Annotated in this window: 17 protein-coding genes; 7 read left to right on the forward strand and 10 right to left on the reverse strand. The window is 66.2% G+C overall.

The window, feature by feature from the left end; all coding sequences use genetic code 11:
• Window positions 1-7: 7 nt before the first annotated feature.
• From ABQE93_RS22700 to ABQE93_RS22740, 9 genes are all read right to left on the reverse strand, one after another.
• Window positions 8-2,011, reverse strand: coding sequence for a hypothetical protein (locus tag ABQE93_RS22700; RefSeq protein WP_448410695.1), 2,004 nt, complete (start codon window positions 2,009-2,011; stop codon window positions 8-10).
• Window positions 2,008-2,778 (reverse strand): hypothetical protein, encoded by a 771-nt coding sequence (locus ABQE93_RS22705; protein ID WP_448410696.1) that lies wholly within the window; start codon window positions 2,776-2,778, stop codon window positions 2,008-2,010. The genes ABQE93_RS22700 and ABQE93_RS22705 overlap by 4 nt, the downstream gene beginning before the upstream one ends.
• Window positions 2,778-3,062, reverse strand: a complete 285-nt coding sequence (locus ABQE93_RS22710) for a hypothetical protein (protein ID WP_448410697.1) — start codon at window positions 3,060-3,062, stop codon at window positions 2,778-2,780. Before ABQE93_RS22710 ends, ABQE93_RS22705 begins: the two co-directional genes overlap by 1 nt.
• Window positions 3,059-5,233, reverse strand: coding sequence for a hypothetical protein (locus tag ABQE93_RS22715; RefSeq protein WP_448410698.1), 2,175 nt, complete (start codon window positions 5,231-5,233; stop codon window positions 3,059-3,061). The genes ABQE93_RS22710 and ABQE93_RS22715 overlap by 4 nt, the downstream gene beginning before the upstream one ends.
• Window positions 5,234-5,246: 13 nt before the next feature.
• Window positions 5,247-6,290, reverse strand: coding sequence for a hypothetical protein (locus ABQE93_RS22720; protein ID WP_448410699.1), 1,044 nt, complete (start codon window positions 6,288-6,290; stop codon window positions 5,247-5,249).
• 30 nt (window positions 6,291-6,320) lie between these two features.
• Window positions 6,321-8,324: a hypothetical protein gene (locus ABQE93_RS22725; protein ID WP_448410700.1), complete on the reverse strand. Its 2,004-nt coding sequence runs from the start codon at window positions 8,322-8,324 to the stop codon at window positions 6,321-6,323.
• Between the two features lie 46 nt (window positions 8,325-8,370).
• A complete protein-coding gene (locus tag ABQE93_RS22730; RefSeq protein WP_448410701.1) occupies window positions 8,371-9,678 on the reverse strand; it encodes a S8 family peptidase in 1,308 nt (435 codons plus the stop codon).
• A 49-nt stretch (window positions 9,679-9,727) separates the two neighbouring features.
• Window positions 9,728-10,486 carry a helix-turn-helix transcriptional regulator gene (locus ABQE93_RS22735; protein ID WP_448410702.1) on the reverse strand — a complete coding sequence of 253 codons (759 nt, stop codon included), beginning with the start codon at window positions 10,484-10,486 and terminating at the stop codon, window positions 9,728-9,730.
• Between the two features lie 360 nt (window positions 10,487-10,846).
• Complete coding sequence (locus ABQE93_RS22740; protein ID WP_448410703.1) at window positions 10,847-11,794, reverse strand: PAC2 family protein; 948 nt, start codon at window positions 11,792-11,794, stop codon at window positions 10,847-10,849.
• Between the two features lie 291 nt (window positions 11,795-12,085).
• Here ABQE93_RS22740 and metH point away from each other — a divergent pair, with 291 nt between their 5' ends.
• The 7 genes from metH (at window position 12,086) to ABQE93_RS22775 (ending at window position 21,213) form a co-directional block, all read left to right on the forward strand.
• Entirely contained in the window at window positions 12,086-15,817 is a 3,732-nt protein-coding gene (gene metH / locus ABQE93_RS22745) for a methionine synthase (protein WP_448410704.1), read from the forward strand.
• A gap of 13 nt (window positions 15,818-15,830) precedes the next feature.
• Entirely contained in the window at window positions 15,831-16,514 is a 684-nt protein-coding gene (locus ABQE93_RS22750; protein ID WP_448410705.1) for an HAD family hydrolase, read from the forward strand.
• A gap of 88 nt (window positions 16,515-16,602) precedes the next feature.
• Entirely contained in the window at window positions 16,603-18,117 is a 1,515-nt protein-coding gene (locus tag ABQE93_RS22755) for a sugar porter family MFS transporter (RefSeq protein ID WP_448410706.1), read from the forward strand.
• 26 nt (window positions 18,118-18,143) lie between these two features.
• Window positions 18,144-18,425 carry a phosphoribosyl-ATP diphosphatase gene (locus tag ABQE93_RS22760; RefSeq protein ID WP_448410707.1) on the forward strand — a complete coding sequence of 94 codons (282 nt, stop codon included), beginning with the start codon at window positions 18,144-18,146 and terminating at the stop codon, window positions 18,423-18,425.
• Between the two features lie 5 nt (window positions 18,426-18,430).
• Window positions 18,431-19,282, forward strand: coding sequence for an ATP phosphoribosyltransferase (gene hisG / locus ABQE93_RS22765; RefSeq protein ID WP_448410840.1), 852 nt, complete (start codon window positions 18,431-18,433; stop codon window positions 19,280-19,282).
• 67 nt (window positions 19,283-19,349) lie between these two features.
• On the forward strand, window positions 19,350-19,832 hold the full coding sequence (locus tag ABQE93_RS22770; protein ID WP_448410708.1) for a DUF4126 family protein: 483 nt from the start codon (window positions 19,350-19,352) through the stop codon (window positions 19,830-19,832).
• A gap of 10 nt (window positions 19,833-19,842) precedes the next feature.
• Window positions 19,843-21,213 carry an FAD-containing oxidoreductase gene (locus tag ABQE93_RS22775; RefSeq protein ID WP_448410709.1) on the forward strand — a complete coding sequence of 457 codons (1,371 nt, stop codon included), beginning with the start codon at window positions 19,843-19,845 and terminating at the stop codon, window positions 21,211-21,213.
• Here the strand turns inward: ABQE93_RS22775 and ABQE93_RS22780 are convergent.
• Entirely contained in the window at window positions 21,164-21,811 is a 648-nt protein-coding gene (locus ABQE93_RS22780; RefSeq protein WP_448410710.1) for a flavodoxin family protein, read from the reverse strand. The two genes, ABQE93_RS22775 and ABQE93_RS22780, sit on opposite strands and share 50 nt — an antisense overlap.
• Window position 21,812: the final 1 nt, after the last annotated feature.

Genomic DNA, 21,812 nt, shown 5'->3' on the forward strand with positions numbered 1-21,812 from the left:
CCTGGTTTCACTCGTGCGCAAGGAACTTGCGATCGACCAACTCGTCGGCGATCAGCGTGCGCTGCCGTTCGAGCAGGTCGGTGGCAGCGGTGAGCAGTGTCTGCGAATTGAGGTCGGTGAAGTCGTCGATGGCCTTGAGCACCTGGGCCCGGCCGGCGGCGGTCGGCTTGGGCACGTACTTCCAGACCTTGGCCAGCAAGGCGCCATGGTGGGAAGCCGACAGGGGACCGGAATCAGCCTGGCTGACCAGAATGTCGGGGCTGAGGATGTTGTCGACAGACTGCTGAACGGCCTTGCGCATGATCGACATGGTCGGCTCGCCGAGGTAATAGTCCCCGCGCAGCTTCCACGGCCCGTCGCCGTTGTCGTTGACCACCTCGACGCCGGTCTCGTTCAGATGGTCGTGAAGGGTCTTGGCCACCAGATTTTCGACCTTGGCCGGCTCGCGTTCGGCGATCTGAACGAGCAACTCGCGAAACGCGTTCTCGGTGTCGATGTTCCACTTGATCCAGAGCTTGTCGGCATCCCGCGTCGGTAGTTCCAGCGGAGAGAAGGTCTCGCGAATCTTGGGCCGCGCCCACGCGGCCGCCGCGAGCTTGGCCAGAAACTTCCGCGCCGCCGGGGTCAACGTGTTCGTGCCTTGATAGAACGCGCGGCGGAAGCGGTTGACCACTACCTCCTTGTTGACCAGGTGTCCGGCTGCGAACGCATCGGTGAGGAAGTGATCGCCGAAGGCGTTGGTGGCCAGCGGACCGAACGGAACGACCGATGCATTCGGGTGTTCGGCCACCAGTGCCTTCATCTCGGCAATGGCGCGCTCGTGGTACTTCTCCCATTCCGATTGGTTTGTCGGTGTGGTGATGTGCTCGGTGAGGCCGAGCAACTCCGGCGGCGAGAAGTGCGCGTAGTTGTCGTCGGCGAGCGACAGATAGCGCTTACCCGTTGCCTTGTTCCACTCCTTGTGCGAGATATCGTCGGGGTCGTTTTTTGCCCGGCCGCCGATGGGCTTGCGGTAGAACGCGGTGTTGCGGGAAATCAGTGCCTTCAGTTGTGCCAGTTCGGCCGGGTCGGCGTTCTTTAAATCGTCTACCGTGGCGTAGAAGTCGCCCATCGCGACCAGCTGCCCGTACGAGAAGGCCACCCCGGCGCCGCTGCCGACCGTCAACTGGTCGGGGTAGAGGTCGCCAGCTGACAGCACGTGCTCGCCGGTGTCATACATCGCCACGCTGCGTTCAGGCGCCAGGGCCATCGTCAGGGCTGCGCCCGCGCAACCGGGGACCAGCGCAACACCCGAAAGCGCTTCGGCGGCAATGGGCGGCCGGGACACGGGTGCGACCGGCTTCGGTGCCGGGCGGCGCGCCGCCGCCGCGGCGTTGCGTTCGAACTCCTCGAACCGTTTGAGGTTATGGGTCCCGAGGTTGAAGCTGTTGGAGTACTCCATGCTGTCGCGGATCTTGTCGAAGATCTCTTGGGTGTTCGGGGTATCGGTGGGCCGGCCGGGGTCGGACATCGGCGCCGCGGTCGCGGCATCCGATGCGGCGGGGCCGCCCGCCAGGATGGTCCGGATGTCGTTGGCGAGGTCGGCGTCGGTCAACGGCGAACCGGCGATCGAGGCGGGCAGCACCGCCTCGTCGGTGCTCGGCGCCGGCGCAGGCGCGGGCGGCGGGTCAACCTGGGGCGGGCGCTGAGCGATCGGCGCTTCCGGCGGCGGAGCCGGTGCAGGTGCCGGTGCAGGAGCCGGCGCTGATGCGGGTGCCGGTGGTGGTGTCGGTGGTGGTTCGGGCGGCTGGGGCGGGGTCACCGGGATGCGGTCGACGACGTACTCGACGAAATCTTCGCCCGCGCCGGTCCCCGGCTGGCTGATGACCTCGGTCGCGGCGTCGACGGTCATCACGACGGCGCGTCTGGTGCCGGTCTTAGCTTTGCCTGCGCTCGGCGAGCCGTACCTCGTCCGGATCAACGAGTTGAAGTCGCTGTCGCGGGTTACTGATCGTCCATACATGAACCTCACGCCCTCACGTTCACCTTGACGACCGCGTAGGGGTCGAGGGTCAGGACGACCTCGTTGTCCTCGCGGAGGGAGTTCTCCTGCTCCAGCCGGATGGTCAAATGGCCTGGCCCACTGGACAACACGTCGGTGAGTCGGTTGTTGAGCACCGCAACGGGAGGGAAGGTCGGATCGAGGCCGAGGTTTCGGCCCTCGATGAGCAGGCACGGCTGTCCCTCGGACTTCGACAAGCTGACACCCTCGATCGCGGGCGCGGCCTTGGCTCGGCGAGACTGGTTGATCTTTCGTGCCAGGCTGCTGTAGTCGATATCGCTGTCGGTCACCGCCTTGAGGTCGACCTTGCGTGCCTCGAGGTCTTTGAGATCGTCCACGGAGTTCACCCCGATCCTGCGCAGCCGGGACCGGACGTTGTCGTCGACGCCTAGTTCGGCGAGGTTCTGTTCTGCTTCCCCCGCACGGTGTTTGGTGGTGGCCCGAACCTGCTGATCGGTGATCGAACCCAGTTGGATGGTCAGCTTGGATGCACCGTCCTGGCCCGGTTGGGCGGTGGTGAACCGCACCGCGTCGCCGTCGTACACGGGGAAGGCGTTCACGTCGAGCGCGACCTCCTTCACCGAATAGCTGAGCGGTTTGTTGATCGCCTTGACCGCGAGGGTTTCCCGGGTCTTGTCCAGCTCGACAACCAGCGAATCGACGAAGTCCTCAAGTCGCCAGGCGGCATTGTTGGAGCCGTCGTCGCCGAGGTCGTTCGAGAGGGCTTCTGCGACCATCACTTCGCGCCCTTCTCGTCGTACCCGTCGCGCACCGCAACCAGCCGGACCGCGTGAAACACCGGTAGCACGCTGGTTTCCAGGTGGTAGAGCGGCGGCACCGCGCCGAGCCGGACCCGACCGTCTGCGGCGACGGCGATGTCCAACTCGACAGGGGTCTCGACCTCCAGGCCGGTCACTCGCGAGCGCACACCGGCGTCGGAGTCGTAAAGGTCGGGCAGCGCCGGTAGCAGTCCCGGCAGCAGCTCGGCGAGGGGAAGAAAGGCTTCGTCCACTGCGCTCACCCGTTCGCCCGTGGAATCGGCAGCGCCGGTTCCAGCCCGACGAGGGATTGCAACACAACGTCATATCCGTCGAATTGGTAGGTCGCCGGTGCCCCCGACGCGTCTTGGGTGCCGTCGATCCGGGCCGGCTCACCGGGGTCGGCTCCTTCGCGGAGCGAACCCAGGCCGATGACTCGGATGCTCTCGATCACCGGGAAGTGCACGACGCGATCCTGCGTCGCGACGAGCTGCCCGTAGGGATCGACGTCGGTCGCAGCCGCCAGCGTGAACGCTCGCAGACGCAGAACCGGAACCACCCACAGCACGCCGCGCGTGCCGCGCTTACCCTGCATCCTGACTTCGGTGACGGCGTCACCGCCGTGGCCGGCAAGCCAGCCGGGAGCATTGAACGCGGCAAGGTCGGCATCGGAAACCGGTTGTCGCCCAGGCCATAACGGCAGCAACTTGTTCAGCTCCGCGACGCTGACTTCGATCCCGCTCTTGATCCGGCCCGTGGTCTGGTCCCGCAAGCCCTCGTCGGTCGGCTGCTGGCGGATTCTGGTCTGCATCAAGCCGTTACCGTGCGCGCCGCTGACCGTCACGACCGAATAGCGCAGCGCGGCATCAAGGCCCCAAAGCGGAAGGCTCCCCGTGCTCGCGCCGCGGGTCGCCGACTCCCACACCTTGTTCCAGAACAACCGGAACCGGTTCATATCGGTGAGCTCCACCGGGCCGCCCACGATCTCTCCGCGGTCGCGGACCGAAACGCGCGAGGTCAACATGATGCGGTGGGCGCAGGTGGCTTGATAGGTGCCTTTCGCGCCTTTCCACCGCAGGCACGCCACCACCTCGAGGTCGGTGTCCTCTGGCAGCGCGTCGCGTTCCTCGGTCGTCAGCGCGACCTTGATCTCGGTCCCCGGCACGAGGTCCGTCAACTTCTCGCTGCGCCGACACAGGTCGGTCGATCCGCCGGGTTCTCGCAGGCAGACGGTCAGGATGGCGCGGCGCAATGCCCCGGCAGGACCGCCGGACCCGGCGTCGAGGCGGTACCGCAGGATGGTCGACTGATCATGCAGGAACGCCACCCGAGGACCGCCCAGTACGGTCACGGCGGGCGCGGTGACCGTGGCCAGCACCGCGCGGCTGGCGATCGGGGCGGCCGCTGCGTCGACGGTACTCGCCGGACGGGAAACGGCAGTCGCGGGCGTGCCCACCGGCGCGGGGATGTTCGTCAGCTGCTGGAGCAGCGATCCGATCGCGGCCAAATCGGAGGATGTGACGCCAGGGTTGACCGGCTGGTTCTGCGCGGAGATCAACTGCTGCATGAGCATGGTCCGGTTGACCTCCGACAACAGATCGGTGACCTGCTTGTCGGTCTTCGCCTGATCATCCTGCTTGGCTTTGTTGGCCGCGTTCAACAGCTGCGGAAGGGCCTGCACCAGTGGACCGGCGACCGCGGCCAACAACGCGTCGTCGATGCCGAAGATCATCGGTCGGGTGTAGGCGTCGGCGACGAACCGGTTCGCAGGTCGCTGCCGTGCCGACGCCGCACGCGCCAAGGCCGGAGTTGCAGATGGCGGCGGTGACGGCGCGAGCGCACCGAGCACGATCCGCAGGATTTCGGCGAGCAGGGCTGGGACCGCCAGCCCACCAGAACCTTTCGTGGTCGGTTCGAGTAGGACAGGTGCAGCGGCCTGCGAAACGGCGCCGATCAGATCCGCGACGGTGGCGGTTCTGCTGAAGCGCGACTTCGCGGTGTAGACAGGCACCGTGCGGGCGGGCCGACGAACCGGTATCGGCCCAACGGGGGTCGGCGCGGACATGCTCAGCGCCCGTTCCCGACGACGAGCGGAAGTGGCGCCGCGGACGACAGCGGGAACCCGAACCGGCCTCGAATAGGCCGGACCACGGCCGTCTGGTTGGCGGCACGTCTCGAGTTGCGCCAGCGTGCCGCGCTCGTCGATGGCATCGGCCGGCAGCCGCACCGTCGTCCTGGTGTCCACGTGTCGACCGGCCTTGGGGTTGCGTTGCAGGGGCGAGGACCAGTAGGGGCCGTCGATGAGATCGAGTCCATCCTCACGTCGGACCTCCTTGCCCAAATTGATCCGGTAGTAGCTGCTCGTGCCGGTGTCGGCGATGAAGGTGACGCCGGTGTCGTCGCTGTCGTCCAATCGCAAGATGGCAAGTGCCATGGCAGTTCATGGGTTAACGGCCGGCAGGCAACGCGTTGGCGCCAGGCGCGCCGGGGGTGCCCGGCGGTTTGATGGCGGCGACACCGCCATCGGCGTACATGTTCGCGAAGTTGTCGAGCTTGAAGTAGTCGGTCTTGAACTGGATGTTCACCTTGCCCGTGAGCTTGGCCGACAGCGTGTCGGTGGCCTCCTTCTGGGAAGTGTTGATCTGAATGTTGGTGTTGGTCATCGACATCGACCCGCTGGGACCGCCGAAAATCCCGAACAGCGGCGGATCGTATTCCATGGCCAGCGTGGTCGTGTTGATGTTCTGGTCCTGGTGCATCGCCGTGCTCTTGCGGTTGGCAGTGATCATGAATTCGACGCCGGCTTCCACAGTGCCCTTGTCGACCACCAGCCGGGTCACACCCATGAGCAACACTTCGCGAAGCGCGGCCCGATGCTCCTTGGCCATGTTCAGCTTGGTCTCCAGAATCGCCTTTTTGACCTCGGAATCTTCGGTGTCGACCTTTTCTCCCTGAGGGTCGGTGAGCGACAGCTTCATCGAGCCGTCCGGCTGCTGCTCGGTGCTGACGTTGAACTGATCGCTCTTGCTTTCTGCGAGCTTGGCGAAAGTGTCGTCGTCGTTGATCTTCTTGATGAAGTCGGCGGTGGATTTCGTGCATTCCTTCATCAGCTTGATGTAGGAATCGGTCTGTTCCTTCATCACCTTCAGGTTGGCGTTGAACACCGCTTTGAGCAGGTCGGCCACGAATTGCGGGAAGTCGACGGAGTCGACGAGATCGTTGAACGCCTGCGTGGAGCCTTGAAAGCCAGGGTCATAACCCTTGAATCCCATCTCCTTACCCGAGTCGGTGGCGGTGGGCACCGAGTACTCCGGCGGTCGGCCCTGCTGGCGCAGTAGGTTGTCGGCCTCGCGCCGCACGGTATCGAAGTAGACCCGTTGTTGGTCATGCCAGGCGAGGTTCGCGAACGCCGGGCTCTCGGCGAGCCAACTCTGGGCGATGCTGCGGGCCTGGCCGAGGATTTCGCCGTCCGGGGTCACGATGTCGGTCATTTCCGTCTCCATACCTTCGTGACGTCTCACCTAGAAATCCCACTCGTCGCCCGAACCGTCGGCGGCGTGCGTCGGGGCCGGCTGTCCGTTGCCGTTTGCACCGGGCGCACTGCCGTTCGACGAGCCGGGCCAGGGTGCGCTCAGGCCCGGAATGCTGGGCATGCCGGGCAGTTTGGCTACATCCGGCATACCGGCCGGGTGGCCGTTGCCGTACCCATCGCCGTAGCCGTCCTCATAGCTCGAGCCGCCTGGGCGCTCGTCGCCGGCGCCGGTGCTTCCCCCGGCTTCCTCCTGAAGGATCGACTGTGTCGTGATGAACGCGTCGACGTTGCTGATGAACTCCGCGAACGGCGCGTCCTGCTCGAACCGCGACGGCGTGTACTCCGAGATCGCCCGGATCAGCGAGTAGCCGAGGCGAGCCTTGTTGTGCAACACCGAAGCCCGGGTCCGACGGCCCTGACCGGCCTGGAGCTTTTCGACAACCTTCCACCAGGAACCGCCGGACGGCACCAGATGCTTGCGAACCTCCGTGTGACCGAGTATCCGGTTGACCACGAAGTCGAGTTCGGCGTACATCAACGGCGTCATGACCGTCGACATGCCGACGCACGTGACCGACAAGTTGTACTGCAGGTCTTCCACGGCCTGCATGACATTTTGCCGTGACACGTAGTTGTCCGGGTGCGGGCTGGACTGCGCGCGTTCGAGATATCGCGCCGATTCGAGCATGAGGATTTTCCACAGCCGACCGAATTCGGTATTCGGGATGCCCTCGCCGGGAACCGGTTCGGTGCCTTGGTCGAAGACCTGACGGTAGAACGAACGCCGTTCACCATCGCGTGTGCAGCGCATGGTCCGCTCCTGCCCGGTTTCACGGTCGATACCGGGGAACTGCTCGGAGAAGACGTAGTTCTCGAGATCACGGCGCAGTTGCGGGTCCTCCACCGCGAAGCCCTCGCGGAACAGGTAGCGGTGGGTGAAGAAGCGCACCGCATCGAACACCCCGAGTTCTTCACCGAGCACCATGACGTAGTAGAGCTGCGCGGCGCATTTCACCGCGGCAGTGGAAACCTGCAGCGACGCGCTGTCTTCCACGAAGAAGCTGACGGCGAACGGGTCGTCGGTCGTTCCGCCGCTGGACGTGGTCGTGGTCGTGGCCGCCTTCGCGAGGTACATCGGCAGGATGAACGGTGCGTTTTGTTTGGTGATTTCCACCGTGGACTCTTTGATGTACTGCACCAGGCGGGGCCGAATCTCGGCGGGAATGTCGGTGATCTTGAGCTTGGTGCCCTCTTCGATCAGCTCGTCGTACTTCGAGCTGTCGATGAACGACGTCGCCACGTCGATCGCGCCCGCGCCCAGCGAATCCTCGGACATGCTGAGCCCGGCCAGTGCAGCCACCACCTCGCTGTCGTCATCGTCGATTCCCTTGACCCGCAGGCGTTTATCGTGGATGTGGTCACGGGAGGCGCTCACCACGGTGTAACGCACGATCTCCTGCACACCGGCCGGTCGGGTGAACACGTAGTTCAGCAGCGCCGCCTGCTGGGTGATGCCCAGTGTCAATGCCGCACGCAGCACAAGCAGGTCTCGCACGCTCGCGAGATCAAGGGCGGTGCGGGTGTTGAAGTCGAGGTCGCTTCGGCGTTCCTCGAGGCTTTCGTCGAACCGGTAGCGCATGCGCGCCAGGACCGGGTCCTTGTCGATGACCTCTTGTAGGGTCTGCTCACCTGCGTGTGGTCGCTGGTCGCGCAGTCGGTCGGCGAGGCTGCCGTCGGCCCACTTGCCGACACCCGATGAAGCACGCCGCGGTGTCAGCGGCGCCTCGAGCAGGGCCGCGAGTACATCGTTGCCCCCTTCTTCGGGGTTGATGACTTGTTTCCTGAGCAAGGCGTCGAGTTCGGCGAGTCGGTCCTCGGCGAAGGAATCCACTGCCGGGGCGAAGCCCGTCATGGTGGCGTTGGCACGTCGAATCCGAAATCCCTGCGGTGCGATGACGCGCGGCTCGAACTCGGAACCGGTCAGTGTCGTCATGGGAATCTCCTGCGTGCCGTGTCGATTGGTTGTGCGGTTTGGGCCGTCAATTCAGCGACGCCATAAGCCATTTGAAGGCATCGGTCATGTTGATCACGCCGTAGCCGGCGTGTGGTGTCCGAAGACGGCGGTCGGGCCGGTCGGAGGTCGCACGGAGGATCTTGATGACGTCGTCGACGCCGAGGCCGAATCCGTTCTCGCGGGCGAACGATTTGAGCAGCGCCACCGCGCCCGCGACACACGGCGCGGCCTGCGAGGTGCCCGATGCCACCGCATAGTGCCCGCCGGCGAAGCTGGACAAGATGTTCACGCCGGGCGCCACCACGGTGATGCGGGCACCATAGGACGTGAACGACGCGACGTTGCCGTCGTCGTCGACCGCGCCGACCGCGACCACCCCGGGCAGCGCGCCTGGGTAATACTTGGTGTCGGTGCCGTCGTTCCCGCTGGCGGCCACGACGCTGACCCCACGCGCGAGCGCGTAGCGGATCACGTCCTCGTGCGGTAGGCCACCGCCGGTGTGGCGAATGCCGAGGCTCATGTTGATCACGTCGGCGCGATGATCCACCGCCCATTTGATGGCGGGGTTGATGTTGTCGACCACCCCGGCGCCCTGTTTACGACCGTCGACATCGAGGGTCGCCAACACCCGAACCGCCATCAGTCGGCAGTCCGGTGCGATACCGGGGTTCATGCGCAGGCCTTCGGCGGCGATGATCCCGGCGACGTGAGTTCCATGCCCGAGTTCATCCTCTGGATCGTTGTCGGCGTCCAGGAAGTCACCGACGAACGACGAGGTGTCCAGGCCCGTCAGATTCACGAAATCAGCTTTGGCGACGATCTTTCCGCGCAGCTCGGGGTGATCGAGGTTGATGCCGGTGTCGAGGACCGCGATGCGCACATCGCGGTGCCCCCGGGTGAGTGCACGGGCGAAGTCCAGGCCGACGAGGTCGGAGTCGCCGTACCCGGTGCTCTGCGCGGTCGCGTCGAAAGCCGGACGCGGAGCGGGAATCTGCGCACCGCCGACCTCGAGTTGATGAACGCTTTCCACCGAAGGCAGCGAAGTCAGGCGAAGCAGCGCATCGTCGGGCAGCCGCGTCTGCTCCTGCTGCATCACCAGGCGGTAGGTGCGGTCCAATCCGTGGTGGACCTCCAGGGCCGCCCAGCCGTCCAGCGCGGGCGCATACTCGTGGGTCACCCAGAACGACCGGCCCGCGGCGTGCAGCACCGCGTCGACTTCGGCGTTCACCGACGTCACCGAGCTGGACTTGTCGGTGATGAACGAGATCCAGTCCGGAATGTGCGGCGGCTCGGGGATTCGGCGTCGCATCTTCACCACCAAGTGGTGCTTCACGGCAGGAAGTGTCCAACGCGGCGACGCCCGGCGACTATGCGTAGAACTACTACCCGGCGGGCACCGGCTCGCGAGGCGGTGAGCCGGACTTCAGCAGACCCAACGACTGCGCCCGTCGTACGGCCAGCAGCCGGTCGTGTGCATCCAACTTGCGGTAGACGCTGCCGAGATGTTTATGCACGGTTCGTTCGGAGACCTCAAGGCGTGCGGCGATGGATCGGGCCAGCAGCCCCTCGCTCAGCATCTCGAGCACTTCGCGCTCGCGGGCGGTCAGCAGCACGGCATAGCCGGCTTCGGCATTCGAAGGCGGTGTGCGGCAGGGGAAGAGGCGATCGACAAGCTCCTCGATGAGCAACAGTGCGGGCCGGGATGCCACGAGGACCTCGCTGTCGGAGTCGTCGAACGGCCGGGTCCGCTTCAGCACGATCAAGCTCGGCGATCGGGTGTCGGTGCGCAACGGCAACTCGGCGAGGTGCCCGGCGCCCAACGCTTCGTACACCCGGCGCCTGGTGACGCTGATGACCCACCAGTCCCGCCCGGGCGCGGCAGGTGTTTCCAACTGCTGATCGAATACGCGCCGATCGGGGTGATCGCTGGAGCATATGCACCAGTGCGAAAGGCCCGAGTCGGCCTGCAACCGAATGTGGCCGGCCGCGGTGGCCTGCACCATGGCGGCGCCGAAGCGGCACAGCAGCATCAAACCGCGCGTCCGCGCCGAGCCGCTGTCCTCAAGGCCGATCACTTCCGCGATGCAGTCGAGGGCCTGCGCGCAGCCGTGATCAGCAAAGCGCTCTGGCCCGGATGCCATGTCGAACTCGAATCGGGATGGCGCAGCCTAGGCCGGTCGCCAGGCCCCTAGCGTTGGAACCGGTGAGGGCGTGGCACATGGCGCAGAAACCGCATCGCTTGCAGTCGTGATTCCCCCATAGGTCCCTCCAGGAAGCCGCACGTCGGATGGACTACTTGTACTCCTCCGTCGGCGTGATCGCTGGGGTACTCGACTACTCGAATTCGGGCGGTTCAGCCGCGCAAAGAATTCCGTTCGCGAAGCCGATTTCCCAGCTCGTAGTGCATTTCTGCTTCCGTCATCACATGGCCGTTTAGATAATTCGCGTTATGTTGCGACCCGCGCAGCACACGTGGCGGCAGCAAACCCCACGCCAGCGGGTCAGCCGCCGCGGAAACCCGGGCCGCGGCGGCGCAGATAGCGCTCGAACTCGGCGGCCAGCGCGTCGCCGTCGATCTTGCCGAGCACGTCGTGCATATCCACCTCGGCGTCACCGCGCTGCTCCAGCGACTGCACGTACTCGGCGATCTCGTCGTCGTCGGCCGTCATCTCCGAGACCGCCTGCTCCCATTCCTCGGCCTGGGCGGGCAGGTCGCCGAGCGGCACCTCGACGTCGAGCACGTCCTCCACGCGGCGCAGCAGCGCCACCGTGGCCTTGGGGCACGGCGGCTGCGACACATAGTGCGGCACCGCCGCCCAGAACGTCACCGCCGGGATACCGGCCTGCACGCACGCGTCCTGAAGCACCCCGGCGATACCGGTCGGGCCCTCGTAGCGGGTCTCCTCGAGCCCGAACGTCTCCGCGGAGTCCGACGAGTAGGCCGCCCCGGACACCGGCACCGGCCGGGTATGCGGGGTGTCGGCGAGCAACGCGCCCAGGATCACCACGGTCTGCACGTTGAGCTTGTCGGCGATCGCCAGCAGCTCGGCGCAGAACGTGCGCCACCGCATATTGGGCTCCACCCCGTTCATCAGCACGATGTCGCGCTCCGAGCCCGGGGGCCGGCAGTGCGAGATGCGCATCGAGGGCCACACCAACTCCCGGGTGACGCCGTCGACCTGGCGGATTACCGGCCTGTTGACCTGGTAGTCGTAGTAGGACTCATCGTCGATCTCCACCAGCGGTTCGGCGCCCCAGATCGCCTCCAAGTGGTCCAGCGCGTCGCTGGCGGCGTCACCGGCGTCGTTCCAGCCTTCGAAAGCCGCAACGATGATGGTGTCGTTGAGTTCGGGCAGGCCCGGGCGGTTTTCAGATGAGCCGCTCGCATCCGACAGGGTCACAACGCCAGCGTAAGCCCTGCGCGGGGGAGAGGAGCGCCATCGCCACATGAGCCGACTTGAACGGGCCACTACCCTGTATGGGTGGCTGAGGTAACCCAACCGGCCGCCACCGGCCAGCCGAAGCCACCAAGACGAAATACGTTCGGCTGCAATCCGGTTAATGCGGACTGTCACCCGCTGGCACGGCGATTCGCAGCGACGAGGAGACGCCAAACAGGTTAGGACGTAGACTTTGCTGGTCGAGAGGCGTTGCAACGGCTATCTGGGGGCGGTTCCCCTCGGTATCCGCCACGCTCGACGAGGTCAACAAGGACGCCTTCCGTTACGGAAGGAGCGCCCATGACCGATTTTGAGCCCAATATCCGCCCTGACTGCACCGACGAACTCACGGCCACGCTGCGCCAACGGATTATGGTCATCGACGGCGCGATGGGCACCGCGATCCAGCGTGACCGGCCCGACGAGGCCGGCTATCGCGGCGAGCGGTTCAAGGACTGGCCGAGCGATCTGCAGGGCAACAACGACCTGCTCAACCTGACGCAAGCGCAGATCATCGAGGCGATCCACCGCGAATATCTGGAGGCGGGCGCCGAAATTCTGGAGACCAACACGTTCAACGCGAATGCGGTCTCCATGTCCGATTACGGCATGGCCGAGCTCAGCTACGAGCTGAACTACACCGGCGCCGCTCTGGCGCGGGCGGCGTGCGACGAGTTCGGCACCCCGGAGCGGCCCCGCTACGTCGCCGGGGTGCTGGGGCCCACGACGCGGACCGCGTCGATCTCACCGGACGTCAACGACCCCGGCGCCCGCAACGTCTCCTACGACCAGCTCGCCGCCGCCTACCTCGAAGCGGCCAACGGCCTGGTCGACGGCGGCGCCGACATCCTGCTCGTCGAGACCATCTTCGACACCCTGAACGCCAAGGCGGCGGTGTTCGCCATCGAGACGCTGTTCGAGGAGCGCGGCCGCCGCTGGCCGGTGATCATCTCGGGCACCATCACCGACGCGTCCGGGCGCACGTTGTCCGGTCAGGTCACCGAGGCGTTCTGGAACTCGATCCGGCACGCCAAGCCGCTCGCGGTCGGCCTGAACTGCGCGCTGGGCGCGCCGGAGATGCGGCCCTACATCGCCGAGATATCGCGCATCGCCGACACGTTCGTGTCCTGCTATCCGAACGCCGGGCTGCCCAACGCGATGGCCGAGTACGACGAGACCCCGGAGCGTCAGGCCAGTTACCTCGCCGACTTCATCGAGGCCGGCTTCGTCAACCTGGTCGGCGGGTGCTGCGGGACGACGCCGGCGCACATCGCCGAGATCGCCAGGGTCGTCGAGGGCAAGGCGGCGCGCCAGGTGCCGGAGGTCCCGGTGGCTACCCGCCTCTCGGGTCTGGAGCCGCTCAACATCGACGACGACTCCCTGTTCGTCAACATCGGTGAGCGCACCAACATCACCGGTTCGGCCCGGTTCCGCAACCTGATCAAGGCCGAGGACTACGACACCGCGTTGTCGGTGGCCCTGCAGCAGGTCGAGGTCGGTGCGCAGGTCATCGACATCAACATGGACGAGGGCATGATCGACGGCGTCGCCGCGATGGACCGGTTCACCAAGCTGATCGCCTCCGAACCCGACATCAGCCGCGTCCCGGTGATGATCGACTCCTCCAAGTGGGAGGTCATCGAGGCCGGCCTGAAGAACGTGCAGGGCAAACCGATCGTCAACTCGATCTCCATGAAGGAGGGCGAGGAGAAGTTCATCGAGGAGGCCCGGCTGTGCCGCAAGTACGGTGCCGCGGTCGTCGTGATGGCCTTCGACGAGCAGGGGCAGGCCGACAACCTGGAGCGCCGCAAGGAGATCTGTGCGCGCGCCTACCGGGTCCTGACCGAAGAGGTCGGCTTCCCGGCTGAGGACATCATCTTCGACCCGAACTGCTTCGCGCTGGCCACCGGGATCGAGGAGCACGCGACGTACGGCATCGACTTCATCGAGGCCTGCGCGTGGATCAAGGAGAACCTGCCGGGGGTGCATCTCTCCGGCGGTATTTCCAACGTGTCGTTCTCGTTCCGCGGCAACAACCCGGTGCGCGAGGCGATTCACGCGGTGTTCCTCTATCACGCCATCAAGGCCGGCCTGAGCATGGGCATCGTCAACGCGGGTGCGTTGGTGCCCTACGACTCGATCGACCCTGAACTGCGCGAGCGCATCGAAGATGTCGTGCTGAACCGTCGCGAGGACGCCGCCGAGCGGCTGCTGGAGATCGCCGAACGGTTCAACAGCACCGAAAAAGCCGACGAGGCCACCGCGGCCGAGTGGCGTAACCAACCGGTGCGCGAGCGGATCACGCACGCGTTGGTCAAGGGCATCGACGCCTACGCCGAGTCGGACACCGAGGAACTGCGCGCCGAGATCGCCGCGGCGGGCGGGCGCCCGATCGAGGTGATCGAGGGTCCGCTGATGGACGGGATGAACGTCGTCGGAGACCTCTTCGGTTCGGGCAAGATGTTTCTGCCCCAGGTGGTGAAGTCGGCCCGGGTGATGAAGAAGGCCGTTGCGTACCTGCTGCCGTACATCGAGGCAGAGAAGGAAGAGTCCGGAATCACGGGCAAGGACACCAACGGCACCATCGTGATGGCGACGGTGAAGGGCGACGTCCACGACATCGGCAAGAACATCGTCGGGGTTGTCCTGCAGTGCAACAACTTCGAGGTAATCGACCTCGGTGTGATGGTGCCCGCACAGAAGATTCTGGCCGCGGCCAGGGAACACGACGCCGACATCATCGGGCTGTCCGGGCTGATCACCCCGTCCCTGGACGAGATGTCCAACTTCGCGGTCGAGATGGAACGCGAGGGACTGGAGATCCCGCTGCTGATCGGTGGCGCCACCACCTCGCGGGCCCACACGGCCGTGAAGATCTCGCCGCGGCGCAGCGGTCCGGTGGTCTGGGTCAAGGATGCTTCGCGCTCGGTGCCGGTGGCTGCCGCGCTGCTGGACGACAAGCAGCGGCCCGCCCTTCTGGAGGAGACCGAGAAGGACTACGCCGCGCTGCGCGATCGGCACGCCAAGAAGAACGAGCGGCCGATGCTGACGCTGGACAAGGCCCGCGCGAACCGGACGCCGATCGAGTGGGACGGCTACACGCCGCCGGTGCCCGCCCAGGGACTCGGGGTGCGGGAGTTTCTGGACTACGACCTCGCCGAATTGCGCGAGTACATCGACTGGCAGCCGTTCTTCAACGCCTGGGAGATGAAGGGCCGCTTCCCCGACATCCTCAACAACCCAGCAACCGGCGAGACCGCTCGCAAGCTGTATGACGACGCCCAGGAAATGCTCGACACCGTGATCAAGGAGAAGTGGCTGACGGCCAACGGGGTGATCGGGTTCTTCCCGGCCAACGCGGTCGGCGACGACGTCGAGGTCTACACCGACGAGACCCGCACCCAGGTGTTGACCACGTTGCACAACCTGCGCCAGCAAGGTGAGCACCGCGAAGGCATCCCGAACCGCTCGCTGGGCGACTACGTCGCGCCCAAAGACACTGGGTTGGCCGACTACGTCGGCGCCTTCGCCGTCACCGCGGGGCTGGGCAGCCAGGAAAAGATCATGGAGTTCAAGGCAGCCCTCGACGATTACAGCGCGATCCTGCTGGAGTCGATCGCCGATCGGCTGGCGGAGGCGTTCGCCGAACGGATGCACCAGCGGGTCCGCACGGAGTTCTGGGGATACCAGCCCGACGAGCAGCTCGACAACGAGGCACTGATCGGGGAGCGCTACGTCGGGATCCGCCCGGCACCGGGCTATCCGGCGTGCCCGGAGCACACCGAGAAGGCCACGCTGTGGCAGTTGATGGATGTGCAGACCCGGACCGGCATCGAGCTGACCGAGTCGATGGCGATGTGGCCGGGCGCCGCCGTCAGCGGCTGGTATTTCTCGCACCCGCAGTCCCAGTACTTCGTGGTCGGCCGGGTGGCCCAGGACCAGGTCGCCGACTACGCCACCCGCAAGGGCTGGACGCTGAAGGAAGCCGAGCGCTGGCTGAGCTCCAACCTCAGCTACAACCCCGAGGACTGACACAATCGCGGACATGCATGGCGTGCTTTTCGATATGGATGGCACGCTCGTCGACTCCGAAAAGCTCTGGGACATCTCGCTGGCCGCGCTCTACGCCGAACTGGGCGGCCAGCTGAGCCCGGAGGTCCGAGCGTCGTTGGTGGGCAGCTCGGCCGAAGACACCATCCGCACCGTGTACGCCGACCTCGGCCTCGACCAGGACCCGGCCGCGATGGCCGAATCCGACCGGTGGCTGCACGCCTACACCGCCGAGCTGTTCGAGGACGGGCTGGCTTGGTGCGAAGGCGCCCGTGAACTGCTGGAAGCGCTTGCCGCCGAGGCTGTTCCGATGGCGTTGGTCACCAACACCCAGCGCCTGCTGACCGAGCGTGCGCTGAACAGTATTGGCGGGCATTACTTTTCGGCAACCGTCTGCGGCGACGAAGTGCGTCGCGGCAAGCCCGCCCCCGACGCCTACCAGCGGGCCGCCGACCTGCTCGGGGTGACACCGGCGAAGTGCCTGGCGATCGAGGACTCCGTCACCGGCACCGCCGCGGCCGAGAACGCCGGCTGCCCGGTGCTGGTGGTACCCAACGACGTCGAGGTACCCGCCGGCCCCCGCCGCCGACACGTCGACTCGCTCGCGGGTTTGGACGCCGCGGCGTTGCGGAGCATCTACGCGCAGCTTTCGCGCGAACGAGGAGTGCAGAGCGCCTGACCGCGCGACGTTGGCCGAACAGCCCGCCTGACGCGGGCGCCAATGATTCAATGTTTCTCTTGTCACGCATGCTGCGGAGGGGCGACACATGAGTCATTCACCGGCCGGCGCACCCGAATCCGGATTGGATTACGAGGAGACGGAGCACGCCGGTCGGGTCGTGCGGATCGCGGCCGTAGCGGCACTGGGCGGGCTGCTCTTCGGATACGACAGCGCGGTGATCAACGGCGCGGTCGCCGCGATCGAGGACGAGTTCGCAATCGGCGGCCTCGGGTTGGGCTTCGCGGTGGCATCGGCGTTGCTGGGGGCCGCGGTCGGCGCGATGACCGCGGGCGGGCTCGCCGACAAGATCGGCCGCCTTGCGGTGATGAAGATCGCCGCCCTGCTCTTCTTGATCAGCGCGTTCGGCACCGGTCTGGCGTTCAACTTCGTCGGCGACAACAACGACCTCTACCTCGGGCTGCCCAGCGGTCTGTGGATGCTGGTGGTGTTCCGCATCGTCGGCGGCATCGGGGTGGGTGTCGCCTCGGTGATCGCCCCGATGTACATCGCGGAGACCTCGCCACCGCGGATCCGCGGCCGGCTCGGCTCGCTGCAGCAGTTGGCGATCGTCACCGGCATCTTCTTGTCGTTGGCGATCGACTACCTGCTGGCCCACCTTGCCGGCGGTTCCAGCGAAGTCCTCTGGCTCGGCATGGAGGCGTGGCGCTGGATGTTTTTGATGATGGCCATTCCGGCCGTCGTCTACGGCTCGCTGGCGTTCACGATTCCCGAGTCGCCGCGTTATCTCGTTGCGAAATACCGGATTCCGGAAGCCCGCAGGGTTCTCACCATGCTGCTGGGGGAGAAGAACCTGGAGCTGACGATCACCCGCATCCAGAAGTCACTCGAGTCCGAGAAGCCGCCGTCATGGCGCGACCTACGCAAGCCCACCGGCGGCATCTACGGCATCGTGTGGGTCGGTCTCGGCTTGTCGATGTTCCAACAGTTCGTCGGCATCAACGTGATCTTCTACTACTCCAACATCCTGTGGGAGGCCGTCGGCTTCGAGGAGAGCCAGGCGTTCATCATCACCGTGATCACGTCGGTGACCAACATCGTCACCACGTTGATCGCGATCGCGCTGATCGACAAGGTCGGGCGCAAACCCCTGCTGCTCGTCGGTTCGGCGGGCATGGCGGTCACGCTGAGCACGATGGCGGTGATCTTCGCCACCGCGGGCAGCGAGGTGGTCGACGGCGTCGAACAACCGGTGCTCGAAGGTGCGTCCGGGCCCATCGCGTTGGTCGCGGCGAACCTGTTCGTGGTGTCGTTCGGCATGTCGTGGGGCCCGGTGGTGTGGGTGCTGCTCGGCGAGATGTTCCCCAACCGCATCCGCGCCGCGGCGCTCGGCCTGGCCGCCGCCGGACAGTGGGTGTCCAACTGGCTGATCACCGTGACGTTCCCGGGCCTGCGCGACCATCTGGGCGGGGCCTACGGCTTCTATGCGCTGTGCGCGGTGCTGTCGTTTGTGTTCGTCTGGCGCTGGGTGGCGGAGACCAAAGGCAAGCACCTGGAGGATATGCAGCAGGATGTTTCGGTGTCGAAACCGCGTGCTGACTAAACCCGCGTGACCCGCACCCAAGCGGCGTGGGACAATCGCGTGCCGTGAAGACCTTCGAAGCGCTGTTCGCCGAACTGTCCGAGCGCGCGCGGACCCGCCCTGCAGGCAGCGGCACCGTCGCAGCGCTCGACGGCGGCGTGCACGGGGTGGGTAAGAAGATCCTCGAAGAGGCCGGCGAGGTGTGGCTGGCCGCCGAACACGAGAGCGACGAGGCGCTGGCCGAGGAGATCAGCCAACTGCTGTACTGGACGCAGGTGCTGATGCTCGCGCGCGGCCTCACGCTCGAAGACGTCTACGCGAAGCTATGACCGACATGCTGCGCGTCGCCGTCCCGAACAAAGGCACGCTGTCCGAACCGGCCTCCGAGATCCTGTCGGAGGCCGGATACCGGCGCCGCACCGACTCCAGGGATTTGACGGTCGTCGACGTCGCCAACCACGTCGAGTTCTTCTTCCTGCGGCCCAAGGACATCGCCACCTACGTCGGGTCGGGTGAGCTGGACTTCGGCATCACCGGACGCGATCTCGCCGCCGAATCCGATGCGCCGGTGCGCGAACGGCTGGCACTGGGGTTCGGCTACTCGACCTTCCGCTACGCGGCGCCGGCCGGAACCACCTGGCGGGTCGAGGATCTGGCAGGTAAGCGGATCGCCACGGCGTTTCCGAACCTGGTCCGAAAAGATCTGGCGGAAAAGGGAATCGAGGCCACGGTGATCCGCCTCGACGGTGCGGTCGAGATTTCGGTGCAGCTGGGCCTCGCCGACGCGATCGCCGACGTGGTGGGTTCGGGCCGAACCCTCGGCCTGCACAACCTGGTGGCGTTCGGGGCATCGCTGTGCGATTCAGAGGCGGTGCTCGTCGAACGCGTCGACGCCTCCGACGACAACCGCTCGGCCCGCGACCAATTGGCCGGGCGCGTCCAAGGCGTGGTGCGGGGCCAGCAGTACCTGATGCTGGACTACGACTGTCCGCGCAGCGTGCTCGACGCCGCGATCGCGGTCACGCCCGGCCTGGAATCGCCCACCATCGCGCCGCTGGCCGATACGGCGTGGGTCGCCGTGCGCTCGCTCGTGCCGCGCCGCGACGTCAACGCCATCATGGACCAGCTCGGGGCCATCGGCGCGAAGGCGATCCTGGCCTCCGATATCCGGTTCTGCCGCATCTGATTCATCCGGCCGGCGCCCTTGGGCCGTGTTAGCGTCCGAGGGGCGTATTCACCGGTCGGAGGTCGACATGACGCAGGCTCTGGTTATCTTGCTCGCGCTGCTGATCGGTGTGATCGCCGGTCTGCGTTCGTTCACCGCGCCTGCGGTGGTGTCATGGGGCGCGGTACTGGGCTGGATCGACGTGGGCGACAAGTGGTCTGAGTGGATGGCGCATCCGATCACCGTCACGGTGTTGACGATCTTCCTGCTGGTGGAGTTGGTCACCGACCAACTGCCGCAGACACCGAGCCGCAAGACGACGCTTCCGTTCCTCTTCCGGCTCATCATGGGCGGCTTCGCAGGCGCCGTCATCGGCAGCGCGTTCTTCCACACGTTCAGCGCACTGGGCGCCGGAATCGTCGGCGCGGTGCTCGGCACCCTGGCAGGCGCGGCGGCCAGGGCGCGGTTGGCGTCGCTGCGCAGCGGCCAGGACCGCCCCGGCGCCATCCTCGAGGACATCGTCGCTGTCGGCGGCGGATTCCTCATCGCCTTCCTCGTCAGCCTCATCTGAGCGGCAGCCGATGGCGGAGAAGTTCGACGCGATCATCGTCGGCGCCGGTCAGGCCGGGCCACCGCTGGCCGGCCGGCTGACCGAAGCCGGACAGACGGTCGCGGTGATCGAACGCAAACTGGTCGGCGGCACCTGCGTCAACTACGGCTGCATCCCCACCAAAACCCTGGTGGCCAGCGCCCACGCCGCCCATCTGGCGCGCCGCGGAGCCGAATACGGGGTGGGCACAGGCGAAGTCACGATCGACATGCGAAAGGTCAAGGCCCGCAAGGACAGCATCGTCGACGACGACCGCGAAGGTGTGGAGTCCTGGCTGACCGGGATGTCGGGGTGTACGTTCCTGCGCGGCCACGCCCGGTTCGAGGACCCGCACACGATCCGGGTCGACGACCGGGTGCTGGAGGCCGACCGGATCTTCCTCAACGTCGGCGGCCGCGCGGTGGCCCCCGACATGCCCGGGTTGTCTGACATCGACTACATGACCAATGTCGGCATGCTCGAACTCGACACCGTGCCTGAGCATCTGGTGATCATCGGCGGCAGCTACATCGCGTTGGAGTTCGCGCAGATGTACCGCCGGTTCGGCGCCGGCGTCACGGTGATCGAGAGGGGCCCGCGGTTGACGTCCCGAGAGGACGAGGACGTCTCGGCGGCCATCAAGGAGATCCTCGAAGCCGAGGGGATCGAGGTGGTCGTCGACGCGACCGCGATCCGGTTCGCCAAGCGCGACGGAGGTTTTGAGGTGACGCCGCGGGACGGCGCACCACCCATCGCCGGCACCCACCTGCTTGTCGCGGTGGGCAGGCAACCCAACACCGACGACCTCGGTTTGGACCGGGCCGGCGTCGACACCGACTCGCGCGGCTACATCGTCGTCGACGATCAGCTACGCACCAACGTCGCACATATCTGGGCGATGGGCGACTGCAACGGCCGCGGCGCGTTCACCCACACGTCCTACAACGACTTCGAGATCGTCGCGGCCAACCTGCTCGACGACGATCCGCGCCGCGTCAGCGACCGAGTGCTGACCTACGCCCTCTACACCGATCCGCCGCTGGGCCGCGCCGGGATGACCGAGGAGCAGGTCCGCCGCTCAGGCCGAAAGGCGTTGGTGGGCAAGCGACCGATGACCCGGGTGGGCCGCGCCGTCGAGAAGGGGGAGACCAAGGGGTTCATGAAGGTGGTGGTCGACGCCGAGACCGAGAAGATCCTCGGTGCGGCGATCCTCGGCGTCGGCGGCGATGAGGTGATTCACGCGATCCTCGACATCATGACCGCCGACGAGCCCTACACCGCGATCTCGCGCACGATGCACATCCACCCCACGGTCAGCGAGTTGGTGCCGACGATGCTGCAGGAGATGACACCGCTGACGTAGCCGAGCGCCCGACGTTGAGTTGCCACGCCACCAGCGCCACCCGCGCGCCGAGATGACGGCACGTCTGCACATCGGAGGCGTGCACCTGATCGACTCCGGCGTCCACGTCGGTCTGCGCACCCGCCCCCAGCCAGAAGCCCAGCCGGTTCAGATCGTCCTCGCTGCCGCGCGAACTGTTCCACCCCGGCGGCAGGCCCAGATTGACCCAGTGCATGTGGTGTTGTGCGGCGAACAGGGCTAGCGATGTCAGCGTGCCGAGTTTGTCGCCGCTTTTGGCCCCGGAGTTGGTGAAGCCCGCGGCGACCTTGTCCCGCCAGGCGCCCTCGATGCAGCGCCTGCCGGTCTTCTCGGCGAACGCCTGAAAACCGGCGGACACGTTGCCCATGTAGGTGGCGCTGCCGAAGACGATGCCGTCGGCGCGGTCCAGCGCGTCCCAGTCGGTCTCGGTCATCCGGTCGAGCGCGATCACCCTGACGTCCGCGCCGACTCCGCGTGCGCCGGCCGCGACGGCGTCGGCGAGCACCGCGGTGTGCCCGAACCCGGAATGGTAGGCGACCGTCAGTGCGGGCGCTGCGATGTCAGAACCGTTGTGTCTCATC

This window comes from Mycolicibacterium sp. XJ662 (assembly GCF_053484035.1).

Coding starts and splice junctions, on each gene's coding strand:
- ABQE93_RS22735 (WP_448410702.1), bottom strand. CDS start 10,486: ATGGCATCCGGGCCAGAGCGCTTTGCTGATCACGGCTGCGCGCAGGCC.
- metH (WP_448410704.1), top strand. CDS start 12,086: ATGACCGATTTTGAGCCCAATATCCGCCCTGACTGCACCGACGAACTC.
- ABQE93_RS22770 (WP_448410708.1), top strand. CDS start 19,350: ATGACGCAGGCTCTGGTTATCTTGCTCGCGCTGCTGATCGGTGTGATC.
- ABQE93_RS22740 (WP_448410703.1), bottom strand. CDS start 11,794: ATGTGGCGATGGCGCTCCTCTCCCCCGCGCAGGGCTTACGCTGGCGTT.
- ABQE93_RS22775 (WP_448410709.1), top strand. CDS start 19,843: ATGGCGGAGAAGTTCGACGCGATCATCGTCGGCGCCGGTCAGGCCGGG.
- ABQE93_RS22780 (WP_448410710.1), bottom strand. CDS start 21,811: ATGAGACACAACGGTTCTGACATCGCAGCGCCCGCACTGACGGTCGCC.
- hisG (WP_448410840.1), top strand. CDS start 18,431: ATGCTGCGCGTCGCCGTCCCGAACAAAGGCACGCTGTCCGAACCGGCC.
- ABQE93_RS22720 (WP_448410699.1), bottom strand. CDS start 6,290: ATGACCGACATCGTGACCCCGGACGGCGAAATCCTCGGCCAGGCCCGC.
- ABQE93_RS22715 (WP_448410698.1), bottom strand. CDS start 5,233: ATGGCACTTGCCATCTTGCGATTGGACGACAGCGACGACACCGGCGTC.
- ABQE93_RS22755 (WP_448410706.1), top strand. CDS start 16,603: ATGAGTCATTCACCGGCCGGCGCACCCGAATCCGGATTGGATTACGAG.
- ABQE93_RS22750 (WP_448410705.1), top strand. CDS start 15,831: ATGCATGGCGTGCTTTTCGATATGGATGGCACGCTCGTCGACTCCGAA.
- ABQE93_RS22725 (WP_448410700.1), bottom strand. CDS start 8,324: ATGACGACACTGACCGGTTCCGAGTTCGAGCCGCGCGTCATCGCACCG.
- ABQE93_RS22705 (WP_448410696.1), bottom strand. CDS start 2,778: ATGGTCGCAGAAGCCCTCTCGAACGACCTCGGCGACGACGGCTCCAAC.